Origin of the sequence: Chitinophaga deserti (assembly GCF_003149455.1) — a bacterium.
In the GTDB taxonomy this organism is placed as follows: domain Bacteria; phylum Bacteroidota; class Bacteroidia; order Chitinophagales; family Chitinophagaceae; genus Chitinophaga; species Chitinophaga deserti.
This window is the reverse complement of the sequence record NZ_QFFK01000010.1, coordinates 187,099-204,923: the sequence shown is the minus strand read 5'-3', so window position 1 is coordinate 204,923 and position 17,825 is coordinate 187,099. Positions and strand designations below refer to the sequence as shown.

At 50.6% G+C, this 17,825-nt stretch carries 18 protein-coding genes; 10 read left to right on the top strand and 8 right to left on the bottom strand.

Annotated features, from left to right (window positions below; translation table 11 throughout):
* Nucleotides 1-30: 30 nt before the first annotated feature.
* Nucleotides 31-1,521, top strand: a complete 1,491-nt coding sequence (accC, locus tag DEV76_RS21815; protein ID WP_109700060.1) for an acetyl-CoA carboxylase biotin carboxylase subunit — start codon at nt 31-33, stop codon at nt 1,519-1,521.
* A gap of 79 nt (nt 1,522-1,600) precedes the next feature.
* On the top strand, nt 1,601-2,080 hold the full coding sequence (locus DEV76_RS21810) for a GtrA family protein (protein ID WP_109700059.1): 480 nt from the start codon (nt 1,601-1,603) through the stop codon (nt 2,078-2,080).
* Between the two features lie 16 nt (nt 2,081-2,096).
* Here the strand turns inward: DEV76_RS21810 and DEV76_RS21805 are convergent, their stop codons facing one another.
* Nucleotides 2,097-2,672, bottom strand: a complete 576-nt coding sequence (locus tag DEV76_RS21805; RefSeq protein WP_109700058.1) for a thymidine kinase — start codon at nt 2,670-2,672, stop codon at nt 2,097-2,099.
* Nucleotides 2,673-2,788: 116 nt separating this feature from the next.
* Here DEV76_RS21805 and DEV76_RS21800 point away from each other — a divergent pair, with 116 nt between their 5' ends.
* Nucleotides 2,789-3,529 carry a hypothetical protein gene (locus tag DEV76_RS21800; RefSeq protein ID WP_109700057.1) on the top strand — a complete coding sequence of 247 codons (741 nt, stop codon included), beginning with the start codon at nt 2,789-2,791 and terminating at the stop codon, nt 3,527-3,529.
* Here DEV76_RS21800 and DEV76_RS21795 read toward each other — a convergent pair.
* Complete coding sequence (locus DEV76_RS21795; protein ID WP_157963033.1) at nt 3,499-4,752, bottom strand: 3-deoxy-D-manno-octulosonic acid transferase; 1,254 nt, start codon at nt 4,750-4,752, stop codon at nt 3,499-3,501. The two genes, DEV76_RS21800 and DEV76_RS21795, sit on opposite strands and share 31 nt — an antisense overlap.
* A gap of 103 nt (nt 4,753-4,855) precedes the next feature.
* On the opposite strand from DEV76_RS21795, the gene DEV76_RS21790 reads away from it, so the two are divergent.
* From DEV76_RS21790 to rfbD, 6 genes are read left to right on the top strand one after another with little or no spacing between them, the layout of a single operon-like run.
* Nucleotides 4,856-5,983 carry a DegT/DnrJ/EryC1/StrS family aminotransferase gene (locus DEV76_RS21790; protein ID WP_109700055.1) on the top strand — a complete coding sequence of 376 codons (1,128 nt, stop codon included), beginning with the start codon at nt 4,856-4,858 and terminating at the stop codon, nt 5,981-5,983.
* A gap of 7 nt (nt 5,984-5,990) precedes the next feature.
* On the top strand, nt 5,991-7,325 hold the full coding sequence (locus DEV76_RS21785; protein ID WP_109700054.1) for a UDP-glucose dehydrogenase family protein: 1,335 nt from the start codon (nt 5,991-5,993) through the stop codon (nt 7,323-7,325).
* Complete coding sequence (locus DEV76_RS21780; protein ID WP_109700053.1) at nt 7,318-8,265, top strand: UDP-glucuronic acid decarboxylase family protein; 948 nt, start codon at nt 7,318-7,320, stop codon at nt 8,263-8,265. The genes DEV76_RS21785 and DEV76_RS21780 overlap by 8 nt, the downstream gene beginning before the upstream one ends.
* A 26-nt stretch (nt 8,266-8,291) precedes the next feature.
* On the top strand, nt 8,292-9,347 hold the full coding sequence (gene rfbB, locus DEV76_RS21775; RefSeq protein WP_109700052.1) for a dTDP-glucose 4,6-dehydratase: 1,056 nt from the start codon (nt 8,292-8,294) through the stop codon (nt 9,345-9,347).
* Nucleotides 9,347-9,907, top strand: coding sequence for a dTDP-4-dehydrorhamnose 3,5-epimerase (gene rfbC, locus DEV76_RS21770; protein ID WP_109700051.1), 561 nt, complete (start codon nt 9,347-9,349; stop codon nt 9,905-9,907). Before rfbB ends, rfbC begins: the two co-directional genes overlap by 1 nt.
* A 10-nt stretch (nt 9,908-9,917) precedes the next feature.
* A complete protein-coding gene (gene rfbD, locus DEV76_RS21765; RefSeq protein ID WP_109700050.1) occupies nt 9,918-10,766 on the top strand; it encodes a dTDP-4-dehydrorhamnose reductase in 849 nt (282 codons plus the stop codon).
* 3 nt (nt 10,767-10,769) lie between these two features.
* Here rfbD and DEV76_RS21760 read toward each other — a convergent pair whose 3' ends face one another.
* Nucleotides 10,770-11,423, bottom strand: a complete 654-nt coding sequence (locus DEV76_RS21760) for an ABC transporter ATP-binding protein (RefSeq protein WP_109700049.1) — start codon at nt 11,421-11,423, stop codon at nt 10,770-10,772.
* Nucleotides 11,424-11,520: 97 nt separating this feature from the next.
* On the opposite strand from DEV76_RS21760, the gene DEV76_RS21755 reads away from it, so the two are divergent.
* The gene (locus tag DEV76_RS21755) at nt 11,521-11,742 is read left to right on the top strand and encodes a DUF2795 domain-containing protein (protein ID WP_012794455.1); all 222 of its coding nucleotides are present in this window, start codon (nt 11,521-11,523) and stop codon (nt 11,740-11,742) included.
* 126 nt (nt 11,743-11,868) lie between these two features.
* On the opposite strand, the gene DEV76_RS21750 is transcribed toward DEV76_RS21755, so the two are convergent.
* The 5 genes from DEV76_RS21750 to DEV76_RS21730 form a co-directional block, all read right to left on the bottom strand.
* Complete coding sequence (locus DEV76_RS21750; protein WP_109700048.1) at nt 11,869-12,681, bottom strand: enoyl-ACP reductase FabI; 813 nt, start codon at nt 12,679-12,681, stop codon at nt 11,869-11,871.
* Between the two features lie 48 nt (nt 12,682-12,729).
* The gene (recN, locus tag DEV76_RS21745) at nt 12,730-14,382 is read right to left on the bottom strand and encodes a DNA repair protein RecN (RefSeq protein WP_109700047.1); all 1,653 of its coding nucleotides are present in this window, start codon (nt 14,380-14,382) and stop codon (nt 12,730-12,732) included.
* 16 nt (nt 14,383-14,398) lie between these two features.
* Nucleotides 14,399-15,886: a tetratricopeptide repeat protein gene (locus DEV76_RS21740; RefSeq protein ID WP_109700046.1), complete on the bottom strand. Its 1,488-nt coding sequence runs from the start codon at nt 15,884-15,886 to the stop codon at nt 14,399-14,401.
* 77 nt (nt 15,887-15,963) lie between these two features.
* The gene (locus tag DEV76_RS21735; protein WP_109700045.1) at nt 15,964-16,716 is read right to left on the bottom strand and encodes a zinc ribbon domain-containing protein; all 753 of its coding nucleotides are present in this window, start codon (nt 16,714-16,716) and stop codon (nt 15,964-15,966) included.
* A gap of 3 nt (nt 16,717-16,719) precedes the next feature.
* The gene (locus DEV76_RS21730) at nt 16,720-17,814 is read right to left on the bottom strand and encodes a Nif3-like dinuclear metal center hexameric protein (protein ID WP_109700109.1); all 1,095 of its coding nucleotides are present in this window, start codon (nt 17,812-17,814) and stop codon (nt 16,720-16,722) included.
* Between the last annotated feature and the right edge of the window lie 11 nt (nt 17,815-17,825).

Below are 17,825 nucleotides of genomic sequence, written 5' to 3'. Positions count from 1 at the left end.
ACTTTAACGCTTTACCGCAATGCATAGCATATGAAGAAAATCGTTGTTGCCAACCGGGGCGAAATCGCTCTGAGGGTAATGCGCTCAGCCCGGGAAATGGGAATCGCCACTGTAGCAGTTTATTCAGAAGCCGACCGTACCATGCCCTTTGTGCAGTATGCCGACGAAGCAGTTTGTATCGGTCCGGCCCCTTCCGCCCAAAGCTATCTGCTGGGCGACAAGATCATCGCAGTTGCGAAATCAACAGGTGCCGATGCCATCCATCCCGGCTACGGCTTCCTCAGTGAGAATGCACGCTTCGCGCAGGCGGTGGAAGATGCAGGCCTCCTTTTCATTGGCCCCTCCGCTTCCAGTATCGAAACAATGGGCAGCAAACTGGCCGCTAAACAAGCCGCACAAAAGTTCGGCGTGCCAATGGTACCCGGTACGGAAACGCCCCTTAAAAGTCTTGAAGAAGCGAAAGAAGTTGTAAAGAAAACCGGCTTCCCCATCCTCATCAAAGCATCTGCAGGCGGCGGCGGTAAAGGGATGCGCGTGGTAGAAAAAGAAAGTGAACTGGAAGAACAGATACGCCTCGCCAAAAGCGAAGCCCTCAGCGCTTTCGGAGACGATGCCGTTTTTATTGAAAAATACGTGGGCTCTCCCCGCCATATTGAAATACAGGTGCTGGGCGACCGCCATGGCAATGTAGTATACCTTTTCGAAAGGGAATGCTCCATCCAGCGCCGTCACCAGAAACTTATCGAAGAGGCCCCCTCATCCTGCCTTACCCCGGATATCCGTAAGGCTATGGGGCAGTGCGCCGTAGATGTGGCCCGCGCCTGTAACTACCACGGCGCCGGTACAGTGGAGTTCCTCGTCGATGATAAACTCAATTTCTACTTCCTAGAAATGAATACCCGCCTGCAGGTAGAGCATCCCGTTACAGAAATGATCACGGGGCTCGATCTGGTGAAGGAACAGATTAAGGTGGCTCGCGGCGAAAAACTCTCTTTCGGGCAAAACGACCTGCAAATGAATGGCCACGCCATTGAACTGCGCCTTTGTGCGGAAGATCCGGCCAACAACTTCCTCCCCGATACCGGCAGGCTGGAAACGTATATTCGTCCACAGGGCCCCGGCGTGCGGGTAGATGACGGGTATGAAGCAGGAATGGATATCCCTATATTCTACGATCCCATGATATCGAAGCTGATTGCATGGGGAGCTAACCGTGAGGAGGCCCGGCACCGGCTCATCCGTGCCATCGACGAATACAGGGTAACAGGAATTAAAACAACACTCCCCTTTGGTAAATGGGCACTGCAGCAGCCGGCGTTCATAGATGGTAATTTCGATACGAATTTCATCGGCCGGTATTTTACGCCCCAGGCACTGGAAGCGCCTGAGGATGATGCGGCACGTGCAGCCGCCATTCTTGCTGCCATATTATGGGATAAACCCGCAGCGGCAGCAGCAACACCGGAAAACCATTCAGCAAAACCATCGTCCCGCTGGAAACAACGCAAACAGATGCGGTAATACCGTGTAAAAGGATGTTAAAACAAGGGAACGGCAAGGAGAATTGTCTTTTCGTTTGTAGCTTTGCAGCGATTTTCTAATGAAGCAGTTGATTCTGAATATCCTGGCCTTCTTTTACAGGCCATTCGCGAAGGTTATGCCATTCCAGACCTTCCGTTACCTGGCATGCGGAGGTGGTAACACCCTGCTGGATATTTTCCTGTTCTTTATATTCTACAATTTTGTGCTGGAAAAGCAGGTGGTGCATCTGCCTTTGATTTCTCTCAGTCCTCACATCGCAGCGGTATTCATGGCGTTTATTGTCAGCTTCCCGTCAGGATTTTTACTCAATAAATACATTGTTTTTTCGGACTCTAATCTCAGAGGCCGCGTGCAGCTGGTTCGTTACTTCCTGCTGGTAGCGGTTTGCCTGCTGATGAACTATGTATTGATGAAGCTGTTTGTGGATTATTGCGGCTTCTACCCCACTATCAGTAAAATCCTGACTACGGCCGTTGTCGTATGTTTCAGTTACATCACCCAGAAGAAATTTACGTTTAAAGTGAAGGTGGAGCCTTAATGAAAAGGCCCTTTCATTATGCAGCATCTCCCCTGGCGTAGCAATGCCGGCAGCGGGGTTCGTAATGGTCCTTTTCACCGAGCAATACTTTCTGCGAACCTGCAGCGGTACGGTAGGAATGAGTGGCTATGTTACCGCAACGCACACAAATGGCATGTAGTTTGGTGATATAGTCGGCTTTTGCAAGCAAGGCGGGAATGGGGCCGAAAGGCTCGCCGCGGAAGTTCATATCGAGGCCTGCCACGATAACACGGATGCCCTGCAGCGCCAGCTGGTCACAAACATTGGGAAGCTCCATGTCAAAAAACTGGGCTTCGTCGATACCGACCACTTCTACTCCCTGCCCCAGCAGCAGCATTTGTTGAGAGCTTTCGACGGGTGTGGAAAGGATGCGCGATTCGTTATGAGACACAATATGTTCATGATCATACCGCACATCCATGGCAGGTTTGAAGATCTCGACAGAAAGGTTAGCGAACTTCGCACGTTTCAGCCGGCGGATGAGTTCTTCCGTTTTACCGGAGAACATCGATCCGCAGATCACTTCGATCCATCCTCTCCGGCCACCCGTAAGCGAAGGTTCAATAAACATATTATAGTATTTTGATTAACAAGTGGTTAAAAAAGTATAACTTTAGTGCAAATAAAATATTTTTTGCCGTACAACGTTATCAACACTGATTTACGGACCAAAAATTCAATTAACGCATGGAAAAGATAAATGCCTTAATTGACAAACTGCAGGAATTGAAAAATTCAACTGCGAGTTTGCAATCCATATCCTACTATACACAGTTGCTGCAGGCGGAGATCCTCCACCAGCGTAATCTTCAGAAAAAAGCAGAGCTTTCTTCCCATGGTCATGTGGCGGTTATTATGCCGGCACACGTTCATGTCCCTGAACCTGCCCTGCCAACGCCTGTGCCTGTAGAACCTGTTGCCGCCCCGGCAGCATATACACCGGCAGCAGCAGCCACTAACGGCCATGCCAATGGTTATGCGCCCGACCGTGTGCCCGTTAAACCGGTACGCCCCTCCATACCAACAGGCGCCACCCTTTTTGATCCACCTCCTGCCCAGCCTGCTCCGGCTCCCGAGCCGCAGAATACCATTCGCCGTGAACTGAACGAACTGGCTTCCAAACCAGCCGCTTCTCTTAACGACCGATTCAGCAGCAATAAACTGGAAGTAGGTGAGAAGATCGGGAATAAAGGGGTGCCCGACCTCAAAAGCGCGATCGGTATCAACGACAAGTTTCAGTTCATGGACGCCCTTTTCCGCAATGATAAGGACATGTATGAGCGCTCGCTGAAAACCATCAACGAGTGTGCTTCACTCCAGGAAGCCGAATACTGGATTGAGCGTGAACTGAAGATCAAGCTTGGGTGGGACGAGTCAGATACCGTGGCCCAGCACTTCTACTCCCTTGTCAGGAAGCGCTTTTCCTGAATGTAACGCATGATTTTTTCCGTAGCTCCTTTGTGTTCTTCCACGAAGCGGCTGGTGATCTCTACGGTTTGCCCGTAGTAATAGGGATCGTTGAGCGCCTCAATTGCTTTTCCCAGCTCCGCCGCATTGTTGATTACAATCGTACCCCTCAGGTGCACCAGCATCTCTGCTTCATGAAACCGGGAATATTCCGGACCAATGATGACGGGGCGGCCATAGGTAGCAGGCTCCAGCAGGTTGTGAATCCCCTCTTTTCCAAATCCTCCGCCCACGTAACAGATTCTGCCATAACGGTATAGGGCCGCCAGCATGCCTACGTTATCGATCACGAGTACATCCGGCTGGCGTCCGTTTAGTTCTGAGAAACGCACGGCATCAGGGAAAAGGGATTGTATTTTATCGAGATGGGCTTTATGAATTTCATGGGGCGCCAGCACCAGTTGCCGGCCTTCTTTCCCCCCGCCATACCACCATTCTGCCAGCACTGTTTCATCAGCTTCCCAGGTACTGCCCGCCACGAGCACTTTCGGAACGCGCAGGGCTGCTTCAATAACTGGAAGCGAAACCGGGTTCTGTCGGAGGGCCCATACCCGGTCGAACCTGGTATCCCCCGCAAGGGAAACATGCTTTACCCCTATATTGTGCAGCAGTGTAATGGAAGCTTCGTTCTGTACGAAAAGGTGGTCCATATGCAGGAGCAGGTTCCTGAACATTTTACCATACGACCTGAAAAAGAGCTGTTTATCGCGGAATATGCCGGAAATCAGGAGCACGGGAACCTTACGGGCATATAAAGCCTGCAGGAAGTGTAACCAGAATTCATATTTGATGAAGATGGCCAGTTTCGGGCGCACCAGGTCCAGGAACCGGGTGGCATTCTGAGGGGTATCGAGGGGGAGGTAACAAACAAAATCCGCTCCCGGCCAGTTTTTCCTCACTTCATACCCGGAAGGGGAGAAAAAGGTGAGTACAATCCGGTGACCCGGGTAATCCGTGCGGAGGTTTTCCAGAACAGGCCTCCCCTGCTCAAATTCGCCAAGGGATGCGGCATGTACCCATACGGTCGGTTTTTGCCCTTCCATGGCAGCCTCCAGTTCAGGCCAAAGCCGCTCCCGGCCTTCGATCCAGGCCTTAGCCTTTGCCTTCCCGGCACGGGCTGCAAGCCCCACCGCAGCCCTGTAGAGCCGGATGCCTATGTTATACAAAAAAAACGATACACGCACGGTATTGAACTTTAATCTGGTAAAATGTAATGCCCTGCAAAGATAGTCTCTGCAGCCTAACCCAAAATTTGTAAATTTGCCAACTCATAAAAAGACATTGTTCATGGTTCCAATTCAGATGGTGGATTTAAAACGCCAGTACAACAAGATTAAACCGCAGGTAGATGCGGCAATGCTGGAAGTACTGGAAAGCGCCGCATTCATTAACGGCGGCCCCGTTCAGCAGTTTTCTCAGGAACTTGGCGACTATCTCGGAACCAGGCATGTTATCCCCTGCGCAAATGGTACCGATGCTCTCCAGATTGCTATGATGGCCCTTGGCCTGCAGCCTGGGGATGAAGTGATTACGCCTTCCTTTACCTTTATCGCTACAGCAGAAGTGATTGCACTCCTGCAGCTGAAGCCGGTATTTGTAGATATAGATCCTAAAACTTACTGTATAGACCCTCAGGCGATCGAAAAGGCCATTACGCCTAAAACGAAAGCCATTGTTCCGGTGCACCTTTACGGGCATTGCTCCGATATGGACAGCATCATGGACATTGCCAATAAGTACGGGTTGTATGTGATTGAGGATAATGCACAGGCTATCGGCAGCAACTATACCCTCAAAAACGGCGTTACTAAAAAAGCAGGCACATTCGGCCACATCGGCTGCACGTCTTTCTTCCCCAGCAAAAACCTGGGTTGCTATGGAGATGGCGGCGCTCTTTTTACCGATAATGATGAGCTGGCAGCAAAAATCCGCATGGTAGCCAACCACGGCCAGTCACAGCGCTATTACCATGATGTGGTAGGCGTCAACAGCCGGCTCGACACCCTGCAGGCTGTAGTACTCCGCATCAAGCTGCAACTGCTGGACCAATACATAGCCGCGCGCCGCGAAGTGGCCGCTGCTTATGATGCAGCATTCGCAGGCAACCCGCACGTTATCACACCTTACCAGGCACCCAACCAGCTGCACGTGTTCCACCAGTACACGCTTCAGCTCGAAGGGAAAGACCGTAACGGACTCCAGGCTTTCCTGGCCGATAAAAAAGTGCCGGCCATGATTTATTATCCTGTACCGGGACATCGTCAGAAAATGTTCGATGGCATGACCGAAACGAATCAACACCTTCCTGTTACCGATACACTCACCACCAAGGTCATTTCCCTTCCCATCCATACGGAAATGGATCCTGACCAGCTGAAGCACATTATTGAATCCGTACAATCATTCTTAAACTAATCCCAACATGAAAATTACCGTGGTAGGAACCGGGTATGTAGGTCTTGTGACCGGTACCTGTTTTGCCGAAACAGGCAATGATGTCACTTGCGTGGATATCGATGTAAAAAAAGTTGAAATGCTCTCATCCGGTCAGATTACAATATATGAGCCGGGACTGGAAAAGTTATTTGAGCGTAACCTCAAAGAAGGGCGGCTGAGTTTCACTACGAATCTGGCCGAAGGAATTCGTGACGCAGCAGTTATTTTCCTTGCTTTGCCTACCCCTCCGGGAGAAGACGGATCGGCCGACCTTTCCTATATTCTGAAGGTAGCAGACCAGTTGGGACATTTACTGGAGGATTATAAAGTTATTGTCGACAAAAGTACGGTACCTGTAGGTACAGCAGATAAAGTTCGTGCGGCTATCGGGAAAAACACCACCGTTGAATTCGATGTGGTATCTAACCCTGAGTTCTTACGTGAGGGCGTTGCTGTAGAAGATTTCATGAAACCCGACCGTGTAGTGATTGGGACAAACTCTGAAAGGGCACGTAAAATTATGGGAGACCTTTATGGTCCATTCGTACGCCAGGGCAATCCCGTAATTTTCATGGATGAGAAATCTGCAGAACTTACCAAATACGCCGCCAACTCTTTCCTTGCTACCAAGATCTCTTTCATGAACGAGATCGCCATCCTCTGTGAGCGCCTGGGTGCTGATGTGGACATGGTACGCCGTGGTATCGGTAGTGACGACCGAATTGGTAAACGCTTCCTGTTCCCCGGTATCGGATATGGCGGCAGCTGCTTCCCTAAAGATGTGCAGGCACTGGTAAAATCTTCCCAGGATGCTGAATACGATTTCCGCATCCTCAATGCCGTAATGGACGTGAATGAGCAGCAGAAAGTATTCCTGCTACCTAAAATCGAAGCTTATTTCGATAATGGCCTGAGCGGAAAGCATTTCGCACTGTGGGGGCTTGCTTTCAAACCTAATACAGACGATATCCGTGAGGCACCTGCCTTATATATCATCGAACGCCTGCTTGCGGCAGGTGCTACAGTAACTGCCTTTGATCCGGAAGCCATGCCGAACGTACAGAAATTGCTGGGCAACCGCATTAATTTTGCGGAACACCAGTACGATGCACTGGAAAATGCAGATGCTTTGATCATCGCTACAGAATGGAGCGTATTCCGTACGCCGGATTTCGACAAGATTCGCCAGCACCTGAAAGATCAGGTAATATTCGACGGCCGCAACCTCTTTGAAGTTCCCCGCATGCAGGAACTAGGATTTCACTATGAAAGCGTGGGCCGGCAAGCCGTTACCCGTTTAAATACCGTAAATAATGACTAAGAAACGTATTTTAATTACCGGTGCTGCCGGTTTTCTCGGCTCTCACCTGTGTGACCGTTTTATTAAAGAAGGTTTTCATGTTATCGGGATGGATAACCTCCTCACCGGAAACATCAAAAATATAGAGCATCTTTTTCCGCTGAAGGAATTCGAATACTTCCATCACGATGTCACAAAGTTTGTCCATGTTCCTGGCGAACTGGATTATATTCTGCACTTCGCTTCACCAGCCAGTCCGATCGACTATCTTAAAATGCCGATCCAGACACTGAAAGTAGGTTCTCTGGGTACCCATAACCTGCTGGGGCTTGCCAAGGAAAAGAAAGCACGTATTCTCGTGGCTTCCACATCCGAAGTTTATGGTGATCCCAACGTGCACCCACAGCCCGAAGAATATTGGGGTAATGTGAATCCTGTTGGTCCCCGTGGCGTATATGATGAGGCTAAACGTTTCATGGAATCCATCACCATGGCTTACCACAATTTCCATGGTGTAGATACCCGCATCATCCGCATCTTCAACACTTACGGCCCACGTATGCGCCTCGATGACGGCCGTGCATTGCCCGCTTTCATGAGCCAGGCACTTACCGGGCAAGACCTCACTGTATTCGGTGACGGTTCCCAAACCCGCTCTTTCTGCTACGTGGCAGATCTCGTGGAAGGTATTTACCGCCTGCTTATGAGCGATTACCACCTGCCTGTGAACATCGGCAACCCTGCCGAAATCTCCCTCCTCGAATTCGCGGAAGAGATTATCAAACTGACAGGTACCAACCAGAAAATCGTGTTCCATCCCCTTCCTAAAGACGATCCGAAACAAAGGAAACCGGATATCACGAAAGCGAAAGAACTACTGGGCTGGGAACCGAAAGTGGACCGCGCAGAAGGGCTCAGGATTACGTATGAGTATTTCAAACAGGCTTTAGGAAAAGCCTGAAAAAAATCTCAGTTAACTTAATTAGCATGAAAAAAAACATATTGATCACAGGGGGAGCCGGTTTTATCGGCTCCCATGTTGTCAGGCTTTTCGTCAGCAAATACCCCTCCTACCAGATCGTTAACGGTGATGCATTGACGTATGCAGGCAATCTGGAGAACTTAAACGACATTAAGGATCAACCTAACTATATTTTCGAAAAAGTAGATATTACTGATGAAGTTGCAGTAAACAGCCTCTTTGAAAAATATAACTTCGACGGGGTAATACATCTTGCGGCAGAAAGCCATGTAGACCGCTCCATTCTCGATCCGCTCGCATTCATCCGTACAAACGTCCTCGGTACTGCAGTGCTCCTGAATGCCGCACGTAAATACTGGAAAGATGATATGGAAGGTAAACGCTTCTACCATGTGTCTACCGATGAGGTATACGGTTCATTGGGTGAAGAAGGCTTTTTCACGGAAGATACCGCGTACGATCCCCGTTCGCCCTATTCCGCTTCCAAAGCCAGCTCCGATCATTTTGTACGTGCATACTATCACACTTATCACCTGCCCGTTGTATTGAGCAACTGCTCCAACAACTACGGCTCCCATCACTTCCCGGAAAAACTCATTCCGCTGGCCATTCATAACATCCGCAATAACAAGCCCATTCCTGTATATGGAACCGGCGAAAACGTGCGCGACTGGCTCTTCGTGAATGATCATGCTCGTGCGATCGATACCATTTTCCATGAAGGCAAAACCGGTGAAACCTACAACATCGGTGGCTTCAATGAATGGAAAAACATCGATCTCATCCGCCTCCTTTGCCAGATAATGGACAAAAAACTTGGCCGTGAAGCAGGTACTTCCGCTCAGCTGATCACTTTTGTGAAAGACCGTGCCGGACACGACCAGCGCTATGCCATTGATGCCACCAAACTTAACAAGGAACTGGGATGGTCTCCCAGCCTGCAGTTTGAAGAAGGACTGGAAAAAACTGTGGAGTGGTACCTGTCTAACCAGGAATGGCTGGATCATGTAACCAGCGGAGCTTATAAATCTTATTACGAAGAACAATACCAGCAACGATAATGCCTTTACAACCTACCGGTTTCCCCGGATTGTTCGTCTATGAGCCTGTTGTGCATAAAGACGACCGTGGATATTTTTTCGAAAGTTACAATGCCAACACTTTTAGCGAAGGTGGTATCGATATTAAATTCGTACAGGACAACCAGGCCCGTTCCACTTATGGTGTTCTGCGTGGCCTCCATTACCAGCTGAACCCTCACGCACAGACAAAGCTGATCCGTGCATTGGAAGGGCGGATCCTGGATGTGGTGGTAGATATTCGTACAGGTTCGCCCACCTATGGCAAAGTGTTTTCTATCGAGCTTTCGGCAGAAAACAAACTGCAGCTGCTGGTGCCGCAAGGGTTTGCGCATGGATATTCTGTGCTGAGCCCTACTGCCGAAGTGCTGTATAAATGCGACAATTTCTATCATAAAGCGAGCGAAGGCGGTATCCGTTTCGACGATCCCGCCCTGAACATCGACTGGGGTATCCCCCACCAGGATGCCGTGATTTCGGCTAAAGATGCCGTGCTCCCTGTATTAGCAGATTGTCAACACAACTTTACTTTCCAGCCTTAAAACTGACGCCATGAAAAAAATACTGGTAACCGGAGCCAAAGGCCAGCTGGGCCAGGCCCTGCAAGCCGTTTCCTCCCGCTTTCCGGAATGTTCACTTATCCTGACAGACCGGGAAGAGCTCGATATCACCAATGCGGATGCCATAAACGAATTTTTCGCCGGTCAGGAAATCGACGCGGTAGTGAATTGTGCTGCCTATACAGCAGTGGATAAAGCAGAAACTGATGAGGAAACTGCATTCCAGCTCAATTTCCAGGCCCCCCTGTTCCTGGCGGAAGCTGCACAGGCCAAAGGCTGTGCATTCATCCAGGTGTCTACCGACTACGTGTTTGACGGACGCAATTGCCGCCCTTACACTGAGGAAGACGAAACCTCTCCCCAAAGCATCTACGGCGCCTCCAAGCTCCGTGGAGAAGCTGCGGTTATGGGAACCCACCCGGGAGCCATCGTAATCCGGACTTCATGGCTCTACTCCCGTTATGGTGTGAATTTCGCATTGCGCATGCAGGAGCTGATGAAAGAAAAAGAAAGCCTTAATGTAGTGTTTGACCAGACGGGTACCCCTACTTACGCACCCGACCTGGCTGCTGCTATTTTCACCATACTGCAGCACGAAGCGCCTGAAGCAGGTGTATACCACTTCAGCAACGAAGGTGTTGCCAGCTGGTACGACTTTGCCGTTGCTATCCGCGAATTGACCGGTGCAGCGTGCAAAGTATTCCCCATTACTTCTGAACAGTTCCCTACCCCGGCACAACGCCCGGCGTATAGTGTACTGAACAAAGGCAAGATCAAAGCAACTTTCGGTGTGGAGATTCCGTACTGGAAAGACAGTTTGGCAGTTTGCCTGGGAAAATAGCCGTTAGCTGACTATTTTCCCGTCTTTCATGACGAGTTGCCGGTCGCTGAGTGTAGCCAGCTCCTCGTTATGGGTGACGATGATGAAGGTTTGACCGAACTGGTCGCGTAACTGGAGAAATAGCTGGTGGAGCTCGCGGGCATTGTGAGAATCGAGGTTACCGGTAGGTTCATCTGCCATCACAACATCGGGTTTATTGATAAGTGCCCTTGCCACTGCGACCCTTTGCTGTTCTCCTCCGGAAAGCTGGTTGGGGCGGTGGTGAAGACGGGATTTGAGGCCAAGTGTGTCCAGCAGGTATTCCGCACGTTCCCTTACCTCTTTTTTAGGGGTACCGGCGATATAACCGGGGATACATACGTTTTCCAGTGCACTGAACTCAGGCAGCAGGTGGTGGAACTGAAAAATGAAGCCAATATGGCGGTTCCGGAAATCTGCCAGGGCATTACCCGCCAGGTGGCTGGTTTGAACCCCGTTAATAGCGATCTCCCCTCCGGAAGGCGCATCCAGTGTACCCAGGATATGTAACAAAGTACTTTTCCCTGCGCCGGACGATCCTACGATGGTAACGATCTCCCCTTTACTGACAGAAATATCCACCCCCTTTAAAACAGGCAGGTTGGAATAATTTTTGGTGACATTGCGAGCAACAAGCATAACCGAACGATAAATAACCGTTAAAATAGTAATAGTTGTTTATTTCAAATTAAATAATACTTTTGCGAAAATTTGGAAAAGTAAAAATTTATATAAGATGTACTGGACCTTAGAATTAGCGTCGTACCTGGAGGATGCTCCGTGGCCGGCCACAAAAGACGAACTCATAGATTACGCCATCCGCTCCGGTGCACCCATCGAAGTTATCGAAAACCTTCAGGAACTGGAGGATGAAGGGGAAATTTATGAGGGCATTGAGGATATTTGGTCTGACTACCCGTCGCAAGACGACTTCTTCTTTAACGAAGACGAATACTAAGCACCTTATTCCCTGCCCCATTGTCATCCGCCCCGCTGCGTATGCCTATGCTGGAAAAAATTAAACCGTCCTGGTGAGCAACTCCCCGGGACGGTTTTTATTTTTCAGGCCTGAAGTGGCCGTTGTTTATTTTTCCATTGCTTCGATTACTTCCCTCGATACGCCGGTGAAAGAGAAACCGCCATCGTGGAACAGGTTCTGCATGGTAACCATGCGGGTGTAGTCGGAGAACAGGGTAACGGTATAGTCCGCACACTGGTCTGCGGAAGCGTTGCCAAGGGGGCTCATTTTCTCAGCGTAAGTAATGAAACCGTCGAACCCTTTTACGCCGCTGCCTGCCGTGGTACGGGTGGGCGACTGCGAAATGGTATTGATACGTACTTTGTTCTTCACACCGTAGTGGAAACCGAAGCTGCGGGCGATGGATTCCAGCATGGATTTGGCATCGGCCATATCGCTGTAATCGGGGAATACGCGTTGCGCAGCAATGTAAGTCAACGCTACTACGGAGCCCCATTCGCTGATTGCATCCAGTTTGAAAGCGGTTTGCAGCACGCGGTGGAGAGACATGGCGGAGATGTCCATCCCTTTATGCACAAAGTCATAATCCAGGTCGGTATAGGGTTTACCTTTGCGGACGTTGATACTCATACCAATGGAATGCAGCACGAAATCGATCTTACCGCCGAAGTGTTCCATAGATTTGGTGAACAGGTTGTTCAGATCCTCCATGCTTGTGGCGTCGGCAGGTATTACCGGGGCGTTGCAGGCTTCGGCCAGCTTGTTGATCTCACCCATACGAAGTGCGATCGGTGCGTTTGTCAGCACGATTTGCGCGCCTTCTTCCACACAGCGCATAGCTGTTTTCCAGGCGATGGAATTCTCGTCCAGCGCCCCAAAGATGATCCCTTTCTTCCCTTGTAATAAATTATGAGCCATTGAATAAAATTTGGGCAAATTTAGCAGTTATAGTCGAAAATTGAAATCTTATTGCGTAACCATCTCCCTTGCGTTCTCCAGCGCGGCCTGTGTGGGCTTTTCGCCTCCAAGCATCTTGGCGATCGCCGTGATCCTTTCATCCTGTGAAAGCAGCCGCACGCCCGTCTTCACTTTATCATCGATCAGCTGTTTGTACACAAAGTAGTGTGCATCCGCCTTTCCGGCCAGTTGCGGCTGGTGGGTGATACAGATAACCTGGTGCCCGCGGGCAAGCTCTTTCATGATAACTCCTACCTGCTTGGCAGCTTCACCTGAAATGCCGGTATCTATCTCATCGAATATCAGCGTAGGCAATGCTACGGAACGGGCTACCAGCGATTTGATGCACAGCATCAGCCGGCTCAGCTCCCCGCCAGACGCTACCTTGCGGATAGGCCCGAACTGGTTACTGCGGTTAGCATCGAACATAAACTCGATATTATCCTTCCCGAAGGCCTGCAGCGCTCCTTCCGTAATATCCACCCTGATGCGGGCGTTGGGCATCCCTACCTGTGCCAGCAGATCGTTCACCTTCGCCTCAAACGGCGCGGTTTGCGCCCTGCGCTGTTCGGAAAGCACCTGTGCTTCTTTCTCCAGTGTTTCCTGGCATTCTGCCACCTGCTTCTCCGTTTCCCGGATACGGTCATCGAGGTTAAGCACGCCATCCAGCTTTTCCTGGAGGCTGTCCCGGATAGCGAGGAGGGCTGCCGTATCCTGTACGCCGTGCTTCTTCAGCAGCTTATAAGCGATGGCCAGCCTTTCATTCAGCTCTTCCATCCGCCCGCCGTCGAACTGTACCTGATCGTTGAGGCGTTCCACTTCGGCAGCCAGATCCTGCAGCTCGAGGTACGACGATTGCATCCTTTCTGCGAGTGCGGGCACTTCCTTATGGAAAGCAGCCAGGCTGTGGAGGCTTTGCTGTAACTGGCGGAGCTGTTGCAGCAATGGCTGCTCATCCTCCTTCAGCTGAAAGTATATACGGTTGAGGGTTCCTTTAATTTCTTCGGAGTGGCTCAGCAGCTGTTGTTCTGCTTCGAGGTTTTCTATTTCATTTTCCTGCAGGTTGATATCGAGCAGCTCGTCCAGCAGGAATTTATTGTAATCGGCTTCTTTGTTGGCATGATCGCGCATGGCGGTCATTTCCCGCAGTTCCTTCTGGAGGCGTGCGTACTGAGCAAAACGCTTCCCGTAGGCCTGCAGCAGGTCGGCATGCCCGGCGAGGGCATCTACTACTTCGCGCTGGAAGTTGGACTTTTCCAGTTCGAGGGTGTCGAATTGCTGGTGAAGATCTACCAGCAGAGCGCTGAGTTCCTGAAGCTGGGAGAGGTTGACGGGGGTATCGTTGATAAATGCCCGGGATTTACCGGCGGCACTTATCTCACGGCGGATAATCACAGGATCATCGAGGTCCAGCTCGTTGGCTTCAAAGAAGGGCTGTACCTGTGCCGTTTTTACGCGAAATGCGCCCTCTATGACGCACTTCCGCGTTTTATCGAACAACACCCCCGGATCGGCCCTTTCGCCAAGGATGAGGCTGAGAGCGCCCAATAAAATGGATTTACCGGCGCCGGTTTCGCCGGTGATGACATTGAGGTTGCCGGCAAAGCCGACTTCCAGTTCGTCGATAATCGCGTAATTCTGAATAACCAGGCGGTATAACATAATCTGTTGTTCCGTTTTATTTTCCGTCGAGTCGCAGCATACCGGATTTAGCACGCTGGTCCAGGGAATTCTTGTAATCGTGGCCTTCCATGTCGAGACAGGTCTGGAAATACTGGCGGGCTTTTTCTTTATCGCCCGTTTTCTCATAGATATATCCTGCCTGTAAGGCGGCTCTGGCGGCAAAGTACTCCGGCCGGTTGCTGCCAATTTTGATAGTGGCATCGTAGAGGCGGAGCGCTGCGGTATCCTGCCCCATTTCGTCATAGATACGGGCCAGGCGGTAGGCGTATTCCAGCTTTTGTTCTACCAGCGGGAAGTCTGTCGATTTTTTAGCCAGCAGCAGGTCGCGTGCCTGGGTATAAAACCCGCCATCGCTGAGTAAACGGGCCTTCAGTAAAACTGCATGGGGCCATTTACCGCTTTTAGCTTCTTTCTGGGCCTGTTTATCGGCATCCGTTTCGAGGTTACCGCGCTGCGTTACCAGGCTCCTGAAATAGTTGGCCTTACTCATGTCGCCCTTCAGGTAATAGGCCCAGCTCAGCCGCTGAAGGGCTTCTTTCATATAGAATTTACCCTTGAACCCGTTCACGAAGCGCTCCAGATGCGCGGTTGCATCGGCATCGCCCCGCTCAAACTTCATCAGGCCCAGCGCATACTCACTATACCATAACGAGGTATATTCAGGGCTTTGCCGGCGCTCTTCCAGCACCCGGATGCCCTGATCCGCTTTTTGGTTATTGAGGCTCAGGTTGGCCACCATCAGGGCGAAAAGATAGTTATTTTTTGTGTCGAGCTGTTTTTTGTGGACAAAATCCCAGAGTTGTTCAGGTTTGTTCTCAATAAAAAGCTTCAGATAGCAGTAGTAATAGTAAGATTCCTCCCTGAAAATGGCCGATACAGGATCCTGACTGTCGATCACAGTCTGAAGATTAGCCATGCCCTGCTTGATACTGCCCCGGAGCCCGAGGATGTTGGTGATCCACTTATACCCTTCGGGAATAGTGCCGAAAACGGTTTGCATGGGGCCGAGGATCATTTTATTGAGCAGGAAGCCGGGATGCTTCCGTTCATTCTCTTTCAGGGTAATGTATGATTTGCGCACTTCCCATACCGCATCCCACTTCTCTCCGAATTTCACTTTGATGAGTGCCCACTGGAACTTTACCACAGCCTGTGTGTAGAGGTAATACGGACTGTCTGACGGGCCTTCGGCCAGTTTATCGAGCCTTACGGCGCGCATTTTACGCTGGCGGTTATAGGCAGCGGGGTCTTCATTGAAGAAAAGAGTAAAGAAGTCTGCATAGTTCTCGATAAAATACGGGAGGAGGTTGTCGGGGTTTTCGCGCTTCTCCGCTTCGAGGAACTGAATACCTGTCTGAAGGCGCAGCTGCATAATGGCGTGATAGGCTTGCTGGCAGCGGTCGTTAAAATCGTACCGGGGCTGTCTCGCGCTTACGGAAATGGCTAAACTGCAAATCAGGACGATAAGGAGAGAAAAACGCATAGGGGCAAAAATAAGGAACTCCGCGCAATAGATATGCGCAGAGTTCCTCACATGTTATTATTTGGAGCCTGACGGGACTAGATAGTCACGGTGGCTTCGAGATCGTTGTCTACCACGATGCGGCCGCAATGCTCGCATACGATGATTTTTTTACGGTGGCGGATTTCAGCCTGACGTTGCGGGGGGATAGCGTTGAAGCAACCGCCGCAGGAGTCGCGCACTACGGTAACAACAGCCAGGCCGTTGCGGTAGTTCTTACGGATTTTCTCGTAAGCCTGGAGCAGACGGGAATCCACTTTCTCACGGGCTTCGTCGCTTTGCTTTTCGTAGCCTTTCTCTTCTTTCTCGGTCTCGGAAATGATCTTTTCGAGCTCGCCTTTCTTATGCTTCAGGTTGGTTTCCTTCTCAGCGATCGCCTTTTTGGCTACTTCGAGTGAGCGGGATTTTTCCTTAACGTCGTCGTTAGCGTCGCGGATATGCTTTTCGGCCAGTTTGATTTCCAGCTGCTGCATTTCGATTTCCTTAGAAATCGCTTCAAACTCGCGGCTGTTCTTCACATTGTCCTGCTGCTTTTCGTACTTCTTTGCCAGTGCTTCCGCGTCTTTGATGGCGTTTTTCTTGGCGGCTACGAAATCCTGGATACCCTTCACCTCATCTTCGATGTGGGCAAGGCGGTGGTTCAGGCCTTCAATCTCATCCTCAAGGTCCCGCACTTCAATCGGCAACTCCCCTTTCAGGATCTGGATTTCATCCAACTTGGAATCGATTTTCTGTAACCGCAGTACAGCAACCAGCTTTTCCTCAACGTTGTATTCTTTAACAGTAGCCATGTATTATAAATAATTTACCGGGTTTGTGTTGATGGTAGATTTAAGAGGCGCAAAATTACGGAAATTTTCAGTCAATATATGATAAAATAAGTCTACTGCGAACTGTTCGCTTTCAAAATGTCCGACATCTGCTATAATTAATTGATTTTCAGCATCAAAAAATTCATGGTATTTAAAGTCGGCCGACACATAGGCATCAGCCCCTGCCGCCCTTGCCTGCTTCAGCAGGAAGCTTCCCGCCCCGCCACATACTGCCACTTTCCGTACTTTCTTCCCTCTCAGGGGGGTATACCGTACGCATCCCGTCCGGAAACGCTCCTTCACCATCCGGAGGAAGTCCATTTCCTCCATAGCCTCCGGCAGCTCCCCTACCAGCCCGGAGCCCACTTCCGCCCACCGGTTCTCCAGTTTCAGAATGTCGTAAGCCACTTCCTCATAAGGATGGGCCGCCAGTAAGGCTGCCGTCACCTTCCCTTCCAGCTGGGCCGGGAAGATAACTTCCAGCTTCACTTCCGCCTCTCCATGCCGCTCACCGGGCTTACCGGCGAATGGATTGCTGCCCTCTCCCCCTTTAAAGGTTCCTGTGCCTTCATGTGTAAAACTGCACTCGCTGTAGTTCCCGATATGGCCGGCGCCCGCAGCAAAAAGGGCGTCCTGTACCGCGGAAACCTGCGCGGCAGGCACGAATGTATAGAGCTTGCGGAGCAGATCCTTTTTGGGATCCAGTACCCGGGTACCCTCCAGGCCGAGTTGCTTCGCCATCATGGCGCTCACCCCGGCCCGTACATTATCAAGGTTGGTATGGGCGGCATATACGGCAATGTCGTTCCTGATAGCTTTAATTGCCACCCTTTCCACATAATTCCGCCCCGTGATACGCTTCAGGCCACCGAACACGATGGGGTGATGCGCAATCACCAGGTTACAGCCTTTTGCGATTGCTTCGTCGAGCACAGCCTCCGTAGCATCCAGGGTGAGTAATACGCCTTTTACCTCCCATGAGGAGTCTCCGAAGAGGAGACCGGCGTTGTCGTAACTTTCCTGATAGGCAGGCGGCGCAAATTGCTCAATAACTTGCAGGATGGATTGAATCGTCATATCTTCAAGAT